Raw genomic sequence first — 19,173 nt, forward strand, 5'->3', positions numbered from 1 at the left:
TCTTTGTACTCCCTATTCTAAAAGAGAGTTTTATTTTGTGGTTACATCAATAGGACTTACGCATATCCCCCTTTTTAAAGCTACGGTGTACACAGATCTCTAGAGGGAGAAATCTTTTGTGAGCATTTCAAATATATCTGCTTCCCAGCAAACAGAAATGGTCGATGAAGTTTTAGCGGTCAGTTTTCAAGCACAACAACAAACTGGTCCAGATTTACGACAAATACATGCGAAAAGTCATGGGCTGGTTTGGGGTGAATTCATCATTGAGCCAAATTTACCGGAAATATTGCGTGTAGGGTTATTTAAAACACCTCAAACCTATCCAGCATGGATTCGGTTTTCTAGTGGAGGTGCTCCTGAAAGACGAGGAAAATTCCGTTCCGATCGCGATCCCGATATACGCGGTTTTGCTATCAAAGTCATGAATGTTCCTGGTCAAAAAGTTTTAGATGATGAAGAAAATACCCAAGACTTTACGCTCAATAACTGGCCAACATTCTTTGTCAATGATATTGAGGGTTATGCAGATATTTTTCGTGCTGCTAGCGGAAAACTCTCACCGGAAAGGATGGAAGAATTACAGTCATCTTATGCTATTTTACAACAAATTGGCAGCCAAAAAGTTGGCAATCCCCTGTTTATTCAATATTGGAGTATGGCAGCATTTCGGTTTGGCGATCGCGTTGTCAAAATGACGGTGAAGCCCCAGGAACCCGAAATTGCGCCAGAGACATTGCCAGAGTCAGAAAACTACCTGCGAGAAGCAATGGTTGAATATTTGACTGGAAAAGGAAAAGACGCTTATTTTGACTTTCTGATTCAGTTCTATGTTAATGATGACAAGACGCCCATTGAACAGCTAATGCAGGAATGGAAAGAAGAAGATTCACCATTTATGAGAGTTGCAACAGTACGAATTCCCGCACAGAAATTTAATTTTAATGAACGCCTTCGTCTCGATGAAGGTATGTTTTTTACACCTTGGCATACTTTAAGCGAACATGAGCCAGTAGGAAGCGTTAATCTCTCACGTAAAAAAATCTACCAAGAACTGGCAAACTATCGTCGAGAAAATATTGCCAAACGTCTGCGCGAACCTCAACCGTATGCAGATGTTCAAGATGAACCGAGCTAACTAACAAAATACGAAATTTTCATATTTCGTTCGTAGTTGCGCTGCTTATCCCAGCAACACGCAAGAACGGCGAACGCACGAGAGCGCAACTACAAACTATAAGTAAACTTCATGCTAACGCTAGCATACTCAAGGGGAGTACCCCAAGTTAGAAACATTGTTTAATTCTTCAAGAACGCTTTGTGTCGCTTGGCTTGCTCCCCTATTTCTACCCTTTGGTTTGTTAATCTAAATTGGTATTGTCTTAAATGGACTGCAAGCGCAATTGTCATTACCGTAATAATAGCAACTGCGTTTAATAATTTCTGTGAGTTAGAGTATTTTTGCTTATCTTGTTTCATTTGAATTGACATCAATGGTAGATAGAACGCGTACAGTACAAGGCTTGTGAGTGGCAACTAAGTCAGCCTCGTGCTTAGTAGCCGAAGCATCTCAAAGCAGGTACGAGAATTACGTCTTGTGTCTCCTGCCTACCCTAGTCTCCCCTCTCTACTGCGAGCAACACTAAAAAAACCCCAACACCTGATAACTGCATTACGGCATGAGGGATATGGGGTCTAAGCAATTGGACAGAAATAATTACACGTTAGATCCTAGGGTGGAGTTGGGTTTCCTGTCGAATTGTGTGCAATTAATTCTGTCCTACTTACTTACTTGATGTGTGTCTGCATACTAATGATTTGGGTTTGAGATGAAACAAGAATGAAAAAATCATGAGATTTTTTTCATGACGTCTAAAAAATTTTTTGATAACTTAAGTAATCTAAGTATTATTTTTCCTACTTCTGCCTTTCCCAATTTTTACCATGAATACACAAGCATACCGTTTGCAGTCCCTTCCCGCTCCTGATGAGACAGAATCAATTAAACGAAAAGACAAACGCTCGTTGTATGAACGGTTCTGCGTTGTAGCAAAAGATGATGTGGACGGAAGTTACTATGTTGGACGTATTCTGCCAAAAGCAAGTCAACCTGATTATTTTTGTTGGTGTCATACCTATGAGCAGTTGAATCTAGGAATTTTAATGGATGGCTACCTATCTGAATCTAATGATGAGAAACAGTTACCGTTATTAGTCATTAAACAGAAGTTCCCTCAACTATCAGATAGAATTCACTTCCAAAACCCTCTTTATAAATGGGTATCTTAATGTTCAGCAGGCATTTTAAAATCACAAACAATCGTGTAGAGACGTGCATGGCACATCTTTATGACCGCACGTCTTTATGACAAATGAAAATAGCGAGCGCAAAGAATTTTCAAACATTCTCTAAGCTTTTAGCATCAAGTGAAACATAGAGATAGCCGCTAAAAAGTAAACTGGCTTACTTAATTGATGAGCTAATCCCTGGGAAGCTTTCATCAAGGGGTAGAAAATAAAACCAATTGCCAATCCCTCTGCAATTGAATAGGTCAGAGGCATGGTCACGATGACAAGAAATGCTGGAATTGCCTCAGCGATGTCGTTCCAATTGATGTTTTGCACGCTACTCATCATTAGCACCCCTACCATTATTAATGCAGGTGCTGTGGCAAAAGCGGGGACTGCTGCAAATACAGGAGTGAATAACAACGAAAGCAAAAAAAGGATTGCTACCACCACAGACGTGAAGCCACTCTTTCCCCCCTCAGATATTCCTGAGGCAGACTCAAGATAGGTCGCGCATGGGGAGGTGCCTATGAATGCGCCAAAGGAAATGCCTATAGCACTGGCTAATAATGACTTGCTAGCTTGAGGCAATTCACCTTTTTGATTGATGTAACCAGCTTGCTGTCCCAGACCAGTGAGCGCACCAATGGTGTCAAAAGAAGTCACAAACAAAAACGTTAGTGTGACACTGATGAGATTCCACAACTGGTCGGGCTGAAGATCCTTCAAGCCTATAAATGCTTGTCCCACCAGAGCATGTGGAAATTCGGGTAAGGCGATAATTTTCTCCGGACTCTGAGCAATTCCAAATGTCCAGCCTAACACTGCTGTAGTGAAAATCCCCCAGAGCATAGCTCCTTTAATACGGCGTACCATTAAGGTTGCAGTCAGCAGTAAACCGAAAACTGACAATAAGGTAGCCGGATGCTTAAAAGAACCTATGGTGGTTAAGGTTGCTTGACTGGCGACAATAATACCTGCTCCATTGGATGGTGCTTCAGGAACACCAGATAATCCAATATAGGCAATAAACAAACCAATACCTGCCACAGTAGCGTATTTGAGGGAAGCTGGAATGGCTCGGATGATTTGGACATGAATGTTGCTGATAATCAAACCCATAAAGATTACACTTTCGAGTAAAACAGATGTCAATGCTAATTGCCAACTTATCTTTAACCCCAGTACCACTGAAAAAGCAAAAAAAGCATTGAGACCCATTGCTGGCGCTAAGGCAAAGGGATAATTCGAGATAACTCCCATCAACGCGGTTGCGAACGCTGAGGTTATGGCAGTGGCAATGAGAATCTGATTGAACAAATCTCCTGGCTGCTCTTGAAATATAGCATTAGATAAAATTCTAGGATTCACAACTAAAATGTAAGCCATAGTCATAAATGTCGTGACCCCAGCTAAAACTTCTGTCTTGTAAGTAGTACCCAATTGCTCAAACTTGAAAAACTGACTAATTGAGGTATTAGGGATATATTGATGTGTAAAGTTTTTCATTTTTTTTTAGAAAATTTTATTTCATATTACTAAAAAAAATCTCAATAATGAAATGTTATAAATACTGAAATACCATTATTTTAATATCAGAACTCTTCTAGAAGAATCTACCTTTAACTATTGCAATAATTATTATTAAATTGACAAAAACCTGCCTAGTGGTTGCATTTTCTATCAAGTAGCAGACACTGCTTTAGAGAGGAAAGAACATCATAATTATTATCTGTTCGGTTAAGTCTAAAAATACGAAAACACGTAGGTTGGGTTGCAATACTTGTCGGTTAAGCCTAAAAATGCGAAAACCCGTAGGTTGGGTTGAGGAACGAAACCCAACATTTACACACATTTGTTGAGTTTCTACAAGGGTTTACCCAACCTACAAAAATTCTCAGCCCTTGCAGTATTGGGTTGGGTTGAGGAACGAAACCCAACATTTACACACATTTGTTGAGTTTCTATAAGGGTTTGCCCAACCTACAATTTCCGAGATCCCTTGCAGTATTGCGATGCGCTACTCAAAATCTCCACCTATCTCTACTATCAAGGATGACGTTGCTCGGTAACGCAACTCCACCTGCTTCTCGAATCCTGCTTGCAGTATCAGCCGCCACGTTTGGATCGAATCCAGTTCCATCTTTGTTGACACCTACCTCATGCACAACGACACGCGCTCCTCTTTCCGCCAGCAAACGGGCATATGCTGCCCCCAAACCTCGCCCGCTTCCAGTAATAATAGCTACAGAATTATCGAGTTGAATCACTTAACTTTCTCCTGACTTAAATTCTGCTTTTTAGTGGATGTATGCACTGTCTAATAAGTAGCGAGCGAGTTTAGCTACCCAACTATTACCTCACTATTACTATCTGTATAATCTGTACTTACAGTCACCTGCTGCCAAGCATCCAAATCCGTTTTGATCCATTCCAGTTTTTCTTGAATCAGGCTCATGGCATCGGTGCCTAATGCCAGTCGCATCGGTGGATAAGGACTTTCCACAGCTTGAATGATGGCTTGCGCCGCTTTCGCTGGATTACCTGGTTGCTTACCATTCATCTGTTTGAACCATTGGAATGAAGCACCGCTCACGGTCGCATAGGCATCAATGGATTGTTGGGCTGCTGCCAGAGAACGCCCGTTGAAATCTGTGCGAAATGCCCCAGGTTCAATTAAGGTAACTTTAACTCCAAAGGATTCAACCTCCTTAGCCAGGGCTTCAGACGTACCTTCCAAGGCAAATTTAGCACCACAGTAAAGGCTGCTTCCACCAAATCCCACTAATCCTGCTGTCGATGACATATTCACAATATGGCCACTGCCTTGCTGACGCATCACAGGTAAGACAGTTCGCATCAGGCGGAGTGCCCCAAAGAAGTTGGTTTCAAAAAATTGGTGAATATCAACATCACTGACTTCTTCGAGTGCGGCAATTAGCCCATGTCCAGCATTGTTGACCAGCACATCAATTCGACCAAATGTAGCGATTGCTGCATCAACAGCTGCTTGTATGTCTTGGGATAACGTTACATCCAGATGTACAGCCTTTGCGGTCTCTGGATACTGGTCAATCAAAGCGCGAATTTGCTCTGGTTTGCGAGCAGTAGCTAGTAGATAGTCGCCCTTCTTCAACACAGCTTCTGCTAGGGCACGTCCGAATCCTGTTGAGCATCCTGTAATTAACCAAACTTTAGGAGCGACACAATTTTTGTCTGAGTTCATTTGTTTTCTCCAATACAAATACGGTGAGACACGCTTCATATTTCTTACGGTAGAAGACAGCCATGCGACTGTCCAATATATATTTGACTAAGATTAATAGGTTAAACATATAAGTGTGATGGAACTACGGCACCTGCACTATTTCATCGCGGTGGCTGAGGAACTACACTTTAGTCGAGCAGCGGAGCGGTTGCACATTTCCCAACCCCCACTCAGTCAGCAGATTCGCAGTTTGGAAGATGAACTAGGAGTCAAGCTGTTTGAACGAACGAAGCGGCAAGTACATTTGACTGAAGCAGGCAAAGTGTTTTTAGAGCGCTCCTACGTAGTGTTAGCGCAACTCCAACAGGCAATCGAAGTGACACAACAAATCGGACGGGGTGAGGTGGGACGGTTGGCAATCAGCTTTGTTGACTCTGCAATGTATATGTTACTACCAGAGATTTTAAGGGTCTTTCGAGAACAGTTTCCGGCGGTAGAACTGCGATTGCATGAACTGACAACTGCTCAACAGATTCAAGCACTGCATCACAAACAGGTTGATATTGGCATTGTTCGTTCTGCCATTAGCGAACCAGGTTTGAGTGTGGAGTGCTTTTTGCCAGAATCATTGGTCTTGGCATTGCCAGAAACCCATCCGCTCTGTGCCCAAACCAAAGTGTCTCTCTCCACGTTGGCTTCGGAATCATTTATCCTATTTCCTGCCAAAATGGGACCCGTCTTTTACGAGCAAATTATTATCATTTGTCAACAAGCTGGATTTCGTCCGAAAGTGGCTCAAGAGGCGGTTCAGATGCAGACGATCATCGGCTTAGTTGCAGCAGGGCTGGGCATTGCGATCGTTCCCGCCTCCTTGCAAAACTTCCACAGAAGCGGAGTCATTTACAGACCCTTACAAGAACAGATCCCTAAAACCGGACTTTATCTGGCTTGGCGGCAGCATGATTCCTCACCAGTAATAAGAGAGTTTCTCCTCTTAGCACGGAAGACGACACAATGGGAGTCAAATCATGATGATACGTGAGCAGTTAGGGATTATGTTCCCCTCGACCCTTCATGACTCTTAGTTTTGGACTTTACCAGCTTAATTTCTGTCTCTGTTGGTGTATAAAGTTCTGCAAGTTCTTTAGGGTCGGGAAATTGTTTAAATTTAGGATATGCTGTACGAGTAACGTTAAAGCTAAGTATTGTTATCTTTGTGGGACACAACTACGCCCTAGTTGCGCTCACTTTGGTGAGTTAGTAGTGTCGTTAAGGTATAAATTTTGTCTAGTATGCGGGAAGCATTATAAAACGATAGGTCAAATTTGCTGAAACATAGGTAGAGCAGGCGTTTCCAGACCATCTTGCAGGTTTTTACACGTATCTCGGCTCAATATCTAGTAGGGAGTAGTATAAGTTGCAACGTCGCTGTATCCTGGGTAAGGGTTCCACTGAAGCTTAGTTCGTTTCAATCCCTAGTAGGGAGTAGTATAAGTTGCAACTTTGGCAAATAGCCTGACTTTGCGATTGGCAGAATTGGTTTCAATCCCTAGTAGGGAGTAGTATAAGTTGCAACTTTCTCAAATTGCAATTTACTGTAATATAGCTGCTCCATATGTTTCAATCCCTAGTAGGGAGTAGTATAAGTTGCAACAATACAGCGTACCATATTGCCCTGCTCGTAATTTTCGTTTCAATCCCTAGTAGGGAGTAGTATAAGTTGCAACATTCGCTATTAGCAACGGAAAAAAGTTAAATGTATCGTTTCAATCCCTAGTAGGGAGTAGTATAAGTTGCAACTGCCTCGCCCCCAGCTTTTCTGATGCTCGCGAGCTTGTCGTTTCAATCCCTAGTAGGGAGTAGTATAAGTTGCAACGGCAACGCAGGATTTACACTGTCGAGCAACTGCGCGTTTCAATCCCTAGTAGGGAGTAGTATAAGTTGCAACTTGGAATAAGGCACAAGCTGTCAAGAAAATAGTTTGTTTCAATCCCTAGTAGGGAGTAGTATAAGTTGCAACAGTTCGTCTTGTTTTATTGGTACAGTCCATACAGTTTCAATCCCTAGTAGGGAGTAGTATAAGTTGCAACAGTTAAGGACTTGTCCTGTCGTTGCAGCAACAGAAGTTTCAATCCCTAGTAGGGAGTAGTATAAGTTGCAACTACATTGGCACAACTCATTGTTTCCCCTCTTGTCAGTTGTTTCAATCCCTAGTAGGGAGTAGTATAAGTTGCAACGTTTTTTTTGTTTTAGAAAAGCACCACTAGGCAGAAGCGTTTCAATCCCTAGTAGGGAGTAGTATAAGTTGCAACAGCTGTAAATGGTCTTTCGTTGCCCACAAAAATAAATGTTTCAATCCCTAGTAGGGAGTAGTATAAGTTGCAACAGCTTTATAAGCTATTTTTAAAGCTTCCTTTGCCGTTTCAATCCCTAGTAGGGAGTAGTATAAGTTGCAACCGAACAAATTAAAGGAGCAATAGCAACATTATGAGTTTCAATCCCTAGTAGGGAGTAGTATAAGTTGCAACATAACAATATGCTTGATAAATTAAATCTCGCTGGTTTCAATCCCTAGTAGGGAGTAGTATAAGTTGCAACCCCACAGATAATATGTATTTATCGGTATTCGGCATGTTTCAATCCCTAGTAGGGAGTAGTATAAGTTGCAACCCGCTTAGCACAATTTAAACACAAACACAACACAAGTTTCAATCCCTAGTAGGGAGTAGTATAAGTTGCAACGTGCAGGTCATGTCCTATTTTGTTAACAGTTTCGTTTCAATCCCTAGTAGGGAGTAGTATAAGTTGCAACTCTTCCGCCGCCGCCGAACTTGGGAAAAAATCAAGTTTCAATCCCTAGTAGGGAGTAGTATAAGTTGCAACTTTCCCTTTGGGACTCTTTTTCAAGGGCATCAAGTTTCAATCCCTAGTAGGGAGTAGTATAAGTTGCAACCAGCTAGAGTATAATTCCCGATACAAAGGGCAATCGTGTTTCAATCCCTAGTAGGGAGTAGTATAAGTTGCAACCCGGAATTACTCGTTGTGGAGTAATTCGCGATCGCAAAGTTTCAATCCCTAGTAGGGAGTAGTATAAGTTGCAACGGTACCGTTGATATCGTTACCCTCACCCCTGCCGCTTCCGCAGTTTCAATCCCTAGTAGGGAGTAGTATAAGTTGCAACTGCTGGGAGTCGAAAAACTGACTATATATAGTTTTCTAGGTGCGGTAGCGCGGATGGTTTGATGATAGCACGATCGCAGATGGTGATGACAAGAGAAAATGGCTGAAAAGCTTATTTAGTAAGGAGCGCGGATTGTTTTTATTTTTCAAGGGACTTAAATCCTTACATATCAAAGGTTTGAAGCACTTTTTTTCAGAAGTGATTTTTCTACACCTACCCATCCGCGCAGTCATGCTTGCGAAGCATCCCGTTGCTATAGCGTTCTTATTAGAATACAACGATTTTGAAAACACTCCCTAGACTGGTGCTTCCACTAACCTCAAAATTTTAAGATAATCAGAATTCTGATTTCCTGGTTTCAGGAGCAAGATATTGTCTTCAAGGACTTCATTTGCACGGGATCGTTTCACCTGGCTGGCTTACTTGATGACAGCTTTTTTTTCCTACCTACAAGCGGCTCTTGGTCCTTTGATGCCCTTTCTACGTGATGAATTAGGAATCAGTTACACCGTTGGTGGGCTTCACTTTAGTGCATTTGCACTTGGAATGATTGTAGCTGGTTTAATCAACACCTCAATTAGCCAATACTGGGGTCGTACTTTTGGCTTGTGGGGAGGGGCTTTTGGCATGGCAGTAGGGGCTGTGTCATGAGCACTTAGCTATCAAGCCATCTTAACCATTACTAGTACATTCTTCATGGGTTTGCTTGGCTCTCTTCTGCAAATCACCCTTCAAGCCTCTGTTTCTGACCACTATCATGAGCATCGCACTGTTGCTCTCACGGAAATGAATGTCGCAGCAAGCATTAGTGCAGGTCTAGTTCCTCTTCTGATAGGTGGCTTTGCCCAAATTGGGTTAGGGTGGCGCAGTGCCCTCTTCCTTGCTGCAATTGCACTCACTGCAATCGCTTTCTTATATCGGCAAGTATCTATCTCTACCCTTGAGGGCTACTGTACTGAAATAGCTGTGTCAAATCAGAAACTATCCATGTCATTTTGGATTTATTGGATAGTGCTGTTTTTAGGAGTTTGACCTAGGACAAGAATTTTTGAAACTTTACCGGACAAACCCTAACATTTGCTATAGGATAAGGTAGGAAAAATTAAATTATATTAAATGGCAAACCATGTACCACCAAGAATCGCTGCTGCCCGATTGGGAGTTAGCACCAAAACTCTTGAAAGGTGGCTCAAAGAAGGGAAAATCCAAGGCATCTTCACCCCTAGCGGTCAAAGAAGATACGACGTGGACTCAGTTATCTCTACTGGATCTACCGATAAATCAGACAAGCGAGCTATCTTGCTTTATGCCAGAGTTTCAAGCCGCTATCAAAAAGGTGACCTTACAAAACAAGTTGAGTTTCTTAAGTCTCGTTACCCAGAAGCTGAGCTTATCACAGACATTGGAAGCGGACTCAAATAAGCGCGAAAAGGTCTTCAAACCTTATTGGACAGAGTTCTCTCAAATGCTGTCAGAACTGTTGTCATTGCCCACAAAGATAGGCTTTGCCGCTTTGGGTTCGATATTATCGCATGGCTCTGTACTAGGCAGCAAACTGAGATATTGGTTCTCAAGCAAACGCACCTCAGCCCAGAACGCGAGATGGTCTTTGATATCCTTGCCATTATCCACGTCTTCAGTTGTAGATTGTACGGACTTAGAAAATACAAAAAGCAAATCGCTGAAGACGGTGACTTACCGAGTGTATCCAAGTAAAGAACTTGCTGCTATTTGGAAAAAATGGGTTGCCGCTGTTCGGAAAGTCTACAACATTTCAATTGCTTATCTTAATGAGCATCAAGGCTTTGAGAAGGTGGGAAATAAAGGAGGGAAGCATGGTTTCAGAACCCTGCTTAAAGCAACTGGCTTAATACCACAATGGTGTTTAGACTTGAACGTATCCAAGATACTGGATAATGCATCAATGTCAGCTTACAAAGCATGGTCAGAAACCGCAAGGAATCCTCAAACAATTGGTAAGGGGAAGAACAAGAAACCACACCCACAAGCCGGGTTAAAAATAGCTAAGTTTCGTAGTATTCGTGACCAAAAGATAACGATTCAATTTGACCCAACCGCCTATAAGAATGGTCGGTGGATGGTATCAACGACTAAGCATCTCCCTAAGCCTGAATTTAAAGGACAAGAGTTTTGTGTTTTAACAGATGGGTCTACAGAACTTACATACAACAAAGGTAGATGGTTTGCTCACTTCCCTGTTGAATACGAGATTACACCACAAGTCACTAACAAGATTATTGCAATTGACCCAGGGGTTAGAACCTTTGCAACTTGCTTTAATGGTAGCGATTTTCTAGAGTTTGGAAGCGGTGACTTTAACAAAATCGCTAAGCTTTGCTCCCATCTTGATAAGCTAAAATCAAAGCATGATAAGTTTCAGGGTGGGAAGTTTAAACGGTTAAGATACAAGTTAAGACAAGCTATGGAGCGAATTAGAACAAGGATAAAGAATCTGCGTTCTGAATGTCATAAGCAAGTTGGTTCTTATTTGGCTCGTAATTACGATGTAATTGTGCTTCCCACCTTTGAAACATCCAAAATGGTTGTCAAGAAAAAACGGAAGTTAAAAAATAAAACAGCGCGAGCAATGATGACTTGGGCGTTCTATCAGTTTTCTCAAATCCTAGAACATTTGTGTAACCGCTACGGTTCCAAATTGGTGAGAATAACTGAAGAATATACATCAAAAACCTGCACTAAATGCGGAAAAGTTCATAGAAAACTTGGTAGTTCTAAGAACTTTAAATGCCCAAATTGTGGTTATGAAATACCACGCGATTTTAATGGAGCCGTGGGGATTTTCCTCAAGGCGATGTGGGATACCACCTTTGCCGACTCTGTTGGTGATGTTGTACTCGATATTCAAGATGTCTCTGATGTCGGAAAATGTCAGGGTTAAAAGTATCAGTATCAATAGAATATTGTTTATTCTTTTGGGGAGCAGACTTTTTAGAAACAACCATTGGCTTGGTGAAAAGTCATGCTGCAAGTGCCATGAGTGTTTTTGTTTTAGCGGGATTCATTGGGCGCGTTTTAGGGAGTAGGCTGAGTCGAAGGATTCAAAGTGAGACGCTTCTACTAGGTGCGATCGCGCTCGCATTTGTTGGTTTCCCAATATTTTGGCTTGCTGCTTTTGCTCCACTCAATATTATAGGGTTGCTCATTGCAGGGCTGGGCATTGCTAACTTCTACCCCCTAATTCTCTCCCTAGCACTTGGTACGGCTGAGACACAACCCGATCTGGCAGCTGCTAATCTCTCTGTGGGAGCAGGTGTGGCAGTTTTCATCTCACCCTTTATCTTGGGTTGGATTGCTGACCAACTCGCTCTCAAAGCAGCTTTTGGAATTGTAATACTGATGTTAGTGGCAATAGCAATGGTATCTCTCTTCACTAACCATTTAACAAATCGCCGTTCGACTAAGTGACCAAATACCGAGGTAAAATTGGGGATGGCGATCGCGAGTTAAACTATCTAGGCTTGCATCTTCTTAATTATACAAACGTATGTGTCATATTCTTCTTGAGTCAGTTTTTTCAAATATCCCTCGAAGGACTCAGTGACAATCTCACGACCTTTATCAAGCACCTCAGCACCTAGAGTGGTCATAACTAACTCAAATTTACGCAAATCGCCTTTGACAGATTTGCGTTCCACATAACAATTTTTCTCTAGTTTCTTAACTAAAAAGGTAACAGTGGGTTTCGGCAACAGGCAGTGTTGTGCGAGTTCTGCTGGATGTTTGCATTCTTCCACAGATGCAAGAAGGAAAAAGCTCTTCACATCAAGATTTAATTGAGCAAGCGCCTCTTCTGCTTCTCCCATAATGCTTTCGTAGAAACGGATATTCATTTGAAGCAATTCCCAGGAACCGATCATCAGACTTGACTCATAAATAGTTTAATATTAAACTATTCAATATTGAACAGTTCAATCCTGTACGAAACTCAGTATAGAGCATTGTACAGTTCAATGCCACACCAAAGCTAAGAAGAGGAATCTATGTCTAGAACTATCTTGATTACCGGAGCCAGCACGGGAATAGGTCGTGCTACGGCAATTCATTTTGCAGAGCAAGGCTGGCAAGTCGTGGCAACCATGCGCTCTCCTCAAAAAGCACATCCCACCCTCAGCCATCCCAGAATTATGCTTCTTGAGCTTGATGTAACAAATGATGTCTCAATCAAACAAGCTTTTGATGAGGCAGTAGAAAAATATGGTGCGTTAGATGTAGTGCTCAATAACGCGGGATATGGATTATTCGGTCCAATTGAGGCACTGAGCATGGCACAGATTGACAAGCAAATGCAAACCAATCTCTACGGAGTCTTACGTATCATGCAGTGTGCAATACCAATTATGCGGAAGCAAAAACAAGGCATTATCATCAATGTGTCATCTGTAGGCGGACGAATGGCATTTCCCTACACAGCAGCCTATCATGCGACAAAATTTGGCATTGAAGGGATTAGCGAAGCAGCACGCTTTGAACTTGCCCCCCACGGAATACGCATCAAAATTATTGAGCCCGGTGGTATCAAGACTGACTTTAGCTCGCGTTCGCTGGAGTTTATCAAACATCCTGCTTATGAACCGCAGCAAGCAAATTACGAAGCCCTACTTAAAGACGAGCGTTCTTGGGCGCGACCAGAGGAAGTAGCTAAAGTGATCTACCGCGCTGCTACGGATGGTACGGATAAACTACGCTATCTTGCCAAGCCAGGACCATTTTTTAGGCTCTATAAATTGATGCCCGATCGTCTATGGCGTGCGTTTGGTTACTATATGCTAAATAAAAAGCAGAATGCGATGTAACTATTGGCTCAACAGTGAAAGGTTCAAGCATGATGATGTTCTGGACATATGGATCGAGATCGTTATTATGGTGCAAGTTACAGTTGCGTCATCTCATGCTGCCTCCTCAAGCATTTGATGCACTGAAAAAATGCTGTTCAAGTAATTCAACAACACTTCTCGATCGGCAGGTTGAGAGCGGAAACCAATATAGCCGTCAGGACGAATCAAGTAGAGACATTCGGCAATTGCACCGTAGCGCATATGCAAGTGTTTTTCTGGATCGAGCAAGACGGAACCAGGCTCGGTTTCTGGACGGGGTGCTGTCGGCGCAAGTACAACACCATAAACTTTAATTTGATTCAGCCACTGTTTTCGTACCACTTTGGCAATCTCAATCAGATTGTCATAGCCTACGTTAGTCAGTGAGGTGCCATCAAATAGCAGTAGAACATGGGATGTTGTCTGACAGAATAGTTCAAACAACGTTCTCCCATTCGATAGCAAAACATCAGGTGCGCGATCGCCAGCCTGTGGGGCATTGGCAAATCGGTGCATATCCAACAAACTGGCAGCTTCACTTTCAGGGTTATGAAACAACGATTTTCCCAACAAAGTTCCGCGATCGGAAACAAACAATGATTTGTGAGCGTTCCGAACACAACAGGTGGTTGAAAGTTGGTGAGATTGGGATCGTTCGAGAAACCATACGACGTGTCTAGCCGTTGGGGTTTCAATCCCTGATAGGGATTCGTATAAGTTGCAACCTCTCCCATATGTTCTCTTCCTAATACGAGATGAGTTAGGTTTCAATCCCTGATAGGGATTCGTATAAGTTGCAACTTTGGTGCAGTGTTGGCTGGTATCGCTATTATTGCGTTTCAATCCCTGATAGGGATTCGTATAAGTTGCAACTCCTGAGTCTATCTCTATGAAACATTCAAAATATTCATTGTTTCAATCCCTGATAGGGATTCGTATAAGTTGCAACGTAGATGTCCAGTTTTATTGTCCGTCTCGCGATGGACAGTTTCAATCCCTGATAGGGATTCGTATAAGTTGCAACCCTTCCAACGTTCTGCGAGTTGAGTTTAGCTGCTGTTTCAATCCCTGATAGGGATTCGTATAAGTTGCAACGCTCATAGTCCTTACATCCCTCACACGGTCCTCCAGGATTGTTTCAATCCCTGATAGGGATTCGTATAAGTTGCAACGAGTGTTCTTTTCATGATTTCTATGCCTTTCTCTTAATGTTTCAATCCCTGATAGGGATTCGTATAAGTTGCAACTATCGCTGAGGTTTATAACTTGGCTCCAACCTTCATGGTTTCAATCCCTGATAGGGATTCGTATAAGTTGCAACGGAAACGTGGCGATCGCATCCTGGGAATATGTGGTTTCAATCCCTGATAGGGATTCGTATAAGTTGCAACCTGGCGACTATTTGTGGGACAGAAAACCGATCGCCCGTTTCAATCCCTGATAGGGATTCGTATAAGTTGCAACCTTCGCAAAAGCAACGATCTTTTTCTGCTTTTATATGCTGTTTCAATCCCTGATAGGGATTCGTATAAGTTGCAACCTTGGTTAACTCACCGTTCTTGTTTTTGATGCCAGCAGTTTCAATCCCTGATAGGGATTCGTATAAGTTGCAACCAAGCTTGTGCTATTGTCTCTAAGTACTCTGGATTCTTGTTTCAATCCCTGATAGGGATTCGTATAAGTTGCAACCTGGGCGACAAGTCCAATCCCAAAACTATCGCCGTTTCAATCCCTGATAGGGATTCGTATAAGTTGCAACCCAGTCGTAACACAAGCTTATTTGAGTTGTTTTCCCACGTTTCAATCCCTGATAGGGATTCGTATAAGTTGCAACTAGGTAATGGTTGAATATCCTTAAGCGCTTGGATGTTGCGTTTCAATCCCTGATAGGGATTCGTATAAGTTGCAACTTCACTATTACCTCCTCAAATAACTGCAATCACTATGTTTCAATCCCTGATAGGGATTCGTATAAGTTGCAACCTGCTAGTTGTGCGTTGGTATCGGATACTAACGCGTTTCAATCCCTGATAGGGATTCGTATAAGTTGCAACTGCCTGGAGCTGAAATGCTTGCGATATGTAGTTTTCTAGGTGCGGTAGCGCGGATGATCCAATCATAGCACGATCGCGGATGGTAATGACAAGAGAAAATGGCTGAAAAGCTTGTTTAGTAAGGAGCGCGGATGGTTTTTGTTTTGAAATGAACTCAAAACCTTATATATCAAAGCTTTAGAGTACTTTTTTTAAGAACTAATTTTTCTACACCTACCCATCCGCGCACGAATGAAAGTAGGTCTGCACGCAATACTGCAAGGGCTCTCGGAAATTGTAGGTTGGGTTGAGCGCTTCGTTCAACTTAACAAATGCTGGTAAATGTTGGGTTTCGTTCCTCAACCCAACCTACGTTGAACTTGAGTTTTTAACTTAACCGAGTAGTATTGGGTCTGCACGAGATCGCTCGTTTTCCAGTAGGATTACTCGCCTTTTTCTTAGCGCCTTTGCGTCTTTGCGTGATAAAAATAATGATATTGAGGTGGGCTTTAGCCCTACCTACAAAATCTAGCTACTCACCAGTAATAGAGAGTTCATCAACCCAAACTCTGGGACAAACCCCACCAGGAGTTAATTCCGCCTCTTGTTCCACAAAAATAATAGACTTGAGGACTTCTAGAAAATCTCCCGCAACAGTAGCTGACTCAATACTAACCTTCTCACCTTTGTTCACCAACCAACCATCAAATGGTAGAGAGAAAGAACCTTGTAAAGCTTTCACCCCAGCATGAAGGGCTTGTAAATTATCAATCAAAATAACATTCTCAGCAGTTTCCAAGTTCAATTCCTGTTCGGGAGTCGCAGAAGTTGCAAAGACATGATAGAAATTGGGGCTGACAGTAACTTTTGCACCAATATTAGCATGCCCCGTTGGGGTTGCGTTCATTCTTTTCGCAGTCCCTGCACTGTGGAGAAAGTTGGTTAAAACACCATTTTCAATGAGTGAAATTCGGCGAGTAGGAGTTCCTTCACCATCGAAAGCTTCTGCACCAATGTTGGCTGGATGTAGAGCATCATCAGCAACTGAAAGCAGAGGAGAAGCAATTTGCTTACCTAAATCATCAGGAGTAGATAAGCTTTGCTTGTCCAAAATACTCTGAGCGTTGAATATATTAGAAAAAGCACCCAGCAAACTCAAAAAAGCATCTGGTGAGAAAACAACTCGATATTTACCCGACTTGATTTTCTCATAATTCAAGTGGCTAATAGTTTTCTCTGCTGTTTCCTTAATACAACCATTAATGTCTAAATCTTCCAAACCCTTGCTAATTCTAAAAGCACCAGCACTGCGAGGTTTTTTCCCGTCTTCCTCTGTTTTGCTATAAAGATAAACTGATGCGACGGAATGAGATTCTGTTCTCATAGCACCATCGCTGTTAAGATAGAAGCGATCGATATCTCTTTGCGCCAAACTATTGTAAGGCACTCCCTTAATCGCCGGATGAGCGTCCAGTAATTCTTTCTCAGCTATTAATAAGCTGTCAATAAGTTGAGCAACAGGGACTTGAGGTACTTTTTCTTCAGAAGAATGGTCTATGGGAACAGTGGCTTCTGGGCTAAAATCAGGTACATTTTCTTTCACACCAAAGAAACTTGCTTCATATGCCGTTTTCAAAGCTAACTCCAGCCCTTTGGGGTCTACATCTGTTGTTGTGGTGACACCCATTGTGTTGTCTTCATTCCAAACCCGTACAGTGACGCCAGAAAGATTGGAGGCTTTCACTTGCTTTGGCTCACCTCTATCTACTTGTACACTGGTTTGGTCTGCACTTGAGCCATAAATATCAAATTTTTTGATGCCAAGCTTTTCTGCATTTTCCTTGGCGTAAGTTGCAATTTCAGTAATATTGGGCATAGTCTTGGTTAGTGGTTAGTTGTTGGTTGTTAGTTGTTAGTGGCTGCAATATTTTCTCGCTCCTAGGCTGAGCCTGGGAGTGTCTTACGGTGGGCTGCTGGCTTCTATAATTAAGTGGCAGAGCCACTAGGAGGGCATTCCCAGGTGGAACCTGGGAACGAGTTACTGCACTATTAGCTATTAGCCATTAGCCATTAGCCATTAGCCATTAGCCATTACCGTCCACCTACGGTGATGGAATCAACTTTAATGTGGGGTTGTCCTACTGTGGTGTAGATACTGCCACTGACGGAACCACAAAAACCAGGTGCAAGGGATAAATCTTGAGAGCACATGGAAATTTTGTTCATAATTTCCTTAGCTTCACCAATCAAAATTGCTCCTTTTAATGGTTTGGTGATTTTGCCGTTTTCAATCAAATAAGCTTCGTCTACACCAAAGTTAAATTGACCTGTAGCACCAACGCTACCGCCACCCATCTTTTTACAGTAAATACCTTTGTCAATGGAGGCAAAAATTTCATCAAGGCTGTAGTCGCCTGTAGCAATATAGGTGTTACGCATCCGGCTGGCTGCAGCAAAGGTGAAATTCTGACGGCGACCGCTTCCTGTTCTGGGGTGTCCGGTGCGCCAAGAACCAGCCCTGTCTGCTAAGAAGTTCTTCAAAACTCCTTTCTCAATCAACAGGGTTCTTTGGGCTGGCATACCTTCGTCATCCATGTCAATGGTACCAAAGGCGTTGTCAGTCCGCCCTTCATCCCAAGCAGTTAGGCTTTCATGGGCAATTTTTTCTCCTTTCTTGTCGGCAAAAGGAGTGGTGTTGCGTTCGATTTGAGTTGTTTCGAGCAGGTGTCCGCATGCCTCGTGGAAGATAACTCCACCAAAGTGATTTGCCATCACAATGGGGTAAGTTCCTGACTCTACATAATCAGCGTAGAGCATTTTTCCAGCTGATTCTGAAATGTGTTCTGCTGCTTCTTTGTAGTCCCAAGTTCTCAGGAAATTGGGGTCGCTGGTGTTACCACCACGTTCCCCAATGGAAGCACGATTAGCGCCATCAGCACACAGAAGGCTGATACCTACTGATTGAGTGAGGCGAATATCACGAGCAAACGTACCATCGCTCGCTGCAACTAAAACTTCTTGCCAATCGCGGAAATATGTGCTCCGGCGCGATTGTATGTGGTTTGCCTTTTGCTTGAGTTGGTCGGTACTTTCAAGCAATAGTTCTCCCATTTCTCGAATTGAGCTACAAAGAGGTAGCCACCCATCTTTACCTCTTTTGGTAGCGTAGTCTCTCAGCAGTTCTAGGTTAATTTCTGGGATAAAGGCGTTGGGCGCGGGGAGTTGCAACCCCATGATCGAAAGCCCTTTTTCCAACGCTGCTTTCAACCCAGAAAAGGACAGGTCGTTGGTGCTAACATAACAGTCTGCTTTGCCACGAAAAACTCTGACTCCCGCACCCGTAGACAGGCGGGGTGTAATGCTGGTGATAGTATCTTCTTCTGCAAGGCAACTAATATAATTAACACGCTCTAAGAAAAATTCAATAAAATCAGCACCCGCCGCACGTCCAAGTCCCAAAAGGGTAGACAAAGGAGCTTCCCAGCTTTCATCGAAGCGCTCTGGGGTGAAGGAGTAATGTAGGCTGGGAAGTTGATTTGAGAGAAGTGGAGTAATTGTAAGCATTAGTATTTTCGGTAAGCTGGGTTTAAGAAGTATTTTCGCAGT

Annotated in this window: 15 protein-coding genes, 1 pseudogene and 2 CRISPR repeat arrays; of the genes and pseudogenes, 9 read left to right on the forward strand and 7 right to left on the reverse strand. The window is 42.7% G+C overall.

Annotated features, from left to right (window positions below; all coding sequences use genetic code 11):
- The first annotated feature begins 118 nt into the window (after positions 1 to 118).
- Together F7734_RS31260 and F7734_RS31265 are read left to right on the forward strand one after the other, a co-directional pair.
- The gene (locus F7734_RS31260; RefSeq protein ID WP_347566315.1) at positions 119 to 1,138 is read left to right on the forward strand and encodes a catalase family protein; all 1,020 of its coding nucleotides are present in this window, start codon (positions 119 to 121) and stop codon (positions 1,136 to 1,138) included.
- Between the two features lie 806 nt (positions 1,139 to 1,944).
- Positions 1,945 to 2,289: a hypothetical protein gene (locus F7734_RS31265; protein WP_207714257.1), complete on the forward strand. Its 345-nt coding sequence runs from the start codon at positions 1,945 to 1,947 to the stop codon at positions 2,287 to 2,289.
- Positions 2,290 to 2,409: 120 nt separating this feature from the next.
- Here the strand turns inward: F7734_RS31265 and F7734_RS31270 are convergent, their stop codons facing one another.
- The 3 genes from F7734_RS31270 to F7734_RS31280 form a co-directional block, all read right to left on the reverse strand.
- Complete coding sequence (locus F7734_RS31270; RefSeq protein WP_155748452.1) at positions 2,410 to 3,798, reverse strand: NCS2 family permease; 1,389 nt, start codon at positions 3,796 to 3,798, stop codon at positions 2,410 to 2,412.
- A 515-nt stretch (positions 3,799 to 4,313) separates the two neighbouring features.
- A complete protein-coding gene (locus F7734_RS31275) occupies positions 4,314 to 4,559 on the reverse strand; it encodes a hypothetical protein (protein WP_207714258.1) in 246 nt (81 codons plus the stop codon).
- Between the two features lie 74 nt (positions 4,560 to 4,633).
- Entirely contained in the window at positions 4,634 to 5,515 is an 882-nt protein-coding gene (locus F7734_RS31280) for an oxidoreductase (RefSeq protein WP_155748453.1), read from the reverse strand.
- 118 nt (positions 5,516 to 5,633) lie between these two features.
- On the opposite strand from F7734_RS31280, the gene F7734_RS31285 reads away from it, so the two are divergent.
- From F7734_RS31285 to F7734_RS31310, 6 genes and pseudogenes are all read left to right on the forward strand, one after another.
- Complete coding sequence (locus F7734_RS31285; RefSeq protein ID WP_155748454.1) at positions 5,634 to 6,539, forward strand: LysR substrate-binding domain-containing protein; 906 nt, start codon at positions 5,634 to 5,636, stop codon at positions 6,537 to 6,539.
- A 345-nt stretch (positions 6,540 to 6,884) separates the two neighbouring features.
- Positions 6,885 to 8,678: direct repeats of the CRISPR family, unit length 37 nt; unit sequence GTTTCAATCCCTAGTAGGGAGTAGTATAAGTTGCAAC.
- Between the two features lie 372 nt (positions 8,679 to 9,050).
- Positions 9,051 to 9,329: a hypothetical protein gene (locus F7734_RS31290; RefSeq protein WP_155748455.1), complete on the forward strand. Its 279-nt coding sequence runs from the start codon at positions 9,051 to 9,053 to the stop codon at positions 9,327 to 9,329.
- Positions 9,330 to 9,374: 45 nt separating this feature from the next.
- Positions 9,375 to 9,710 carry a hypothetical protein gene (locus F7734_RS31295; protein ID WP_155748456.1) on the forward strand — a complete coding sequence of 112 codons (336 nt, stop codon included), beginning with the start codon at positions 9,375 to 9,377 and terminating at the stop codon, positions 9,708 to 9,710.
- 84 nt (positions 9,711 to 9,794) lie between these two features.
- Positions 9,795 to 10,394, forward strand: a pseudogene (locus tag F7734_RS31300) (IS607 family transposase).
- Positions 10,297 to 11,598 carry a transposase gene (locus F7734_RS31305; protein WP_243147190.1) on the forward strand — a complete coding sequence of 434 codons (1,302 nt, stop codon included), beginning with the start codon at positions 10,297 to 10,299 and terminating at the stop codon, positions 11,596 to 11,598. The pseudogene F7734_RS31300 and the gene F7734_RS31305 overlap by 98 nt, the downstream one beginning before the upstream one ends.
- Positions 11,586 to 12,125 (forward strand): hypothetical protein, encoded by a 540-nt coding sequence (locus tag F7734_RS31310; protein WP_155748457.1) that lies wholly within the window; start codon positions 11,586 to 11,588, stop codon positions 12,123 to 12,125. Before F7734_RS31305 ends, F7734_RS31310 begins: the two co-directional genes overlap by 13 nt.
- A gap of 47 nt (positions 12,126 to 12,172) precedes the next feature.
- Here F7734_RS31310 and F7734_RS31315 read toward each other — a convergent pair whose 3' ends face one another.
- Positions 12,173 to 12,577, reverse strand: coding sequence for a hypothetical protein (locus F7734_RS31315; RefSeq protein WP_155748458.1), 405 nt, complete (start codon positions 12,575 to 12,577; stop codon positions 12,173 to 12,175).
- A gap of 123 nt (positions 12,578 to 12,700) precedes the next feature.
- Between F7734_RS31315 and F7734_RS31320 the strand changes: the two genes are divergently transcribed.
- Positions 12,701 to 13,513: an SDR family oxidoreductase gene (locus F7734_RS31320; protein ID WP_155748459.1), complete on the forward strand. Its 813-nt coding sequence runs from the start codon at positions 12,701 to 12,703 to the stop codon at positions 13,511 to 13,513.
- A 93-nt stretch (positions 13,514 to 13,606) separates the two neighbouring features.
- Here the strand turns inward: F7734_RS31320 and F7734_RS31325 are convergent, their stop codons facing one another.
- From F7734_RS31325 to F7734_RS31335, 3 genes are all read right to left on the reverse strand, one after another.
- Positions 13,607 to 14,131 (reverse strand): hypothetical protein, encoded by a 525-nt coding sequence (locus tag F7734_RS31325; protein WP_155748460.1) that lies wholly within the window; start codon positions 14,129 to 14,131, stop codon positions 13,607 to 13,609.
- 91 nt (positions 14,132 to 14,222) lie between these two features.
- Positions 14,223 to 15,588: a CRISPR direct-repeat array (repeat unit 37 nt; unit sequence GTTTCAATCCCTGATAGGGATTCGTATAAGTTGCAAC).
- 511 nt (positions 15,589 to 16,099) lie between these two features.
- The gene (locus tag F7734_RS31330) at positions 16,100 to 17,443 is read right to left on the reverse strand and encodes a TldD/PmbA family protein (RefSeq protein WP_155748461.1); all 1,344 of its coding nucleotides are present in this window, start codon (positions 17,441 to 17,443) and stop codon (positions 16,100 to 16,102) included.
- Positions 17,444 to 17,658: 215 nt separating this feature from the next.
- A complete protein-coding gene (locus F7734_RS31335; protein WP_155748462.1) occupies positions 17,659 to 19,131 on the reverse strand; it encodes a TldD/PmbA family protein in 1,473 nt (490 codons plus the stop codon).
- Positions 19,132 to 19,173: the final 42 nt, after the last annotated feature.

The sequence above is a fragment of the Scytonema sp. UIC 10036 genome (assembly GCF_009725235.1).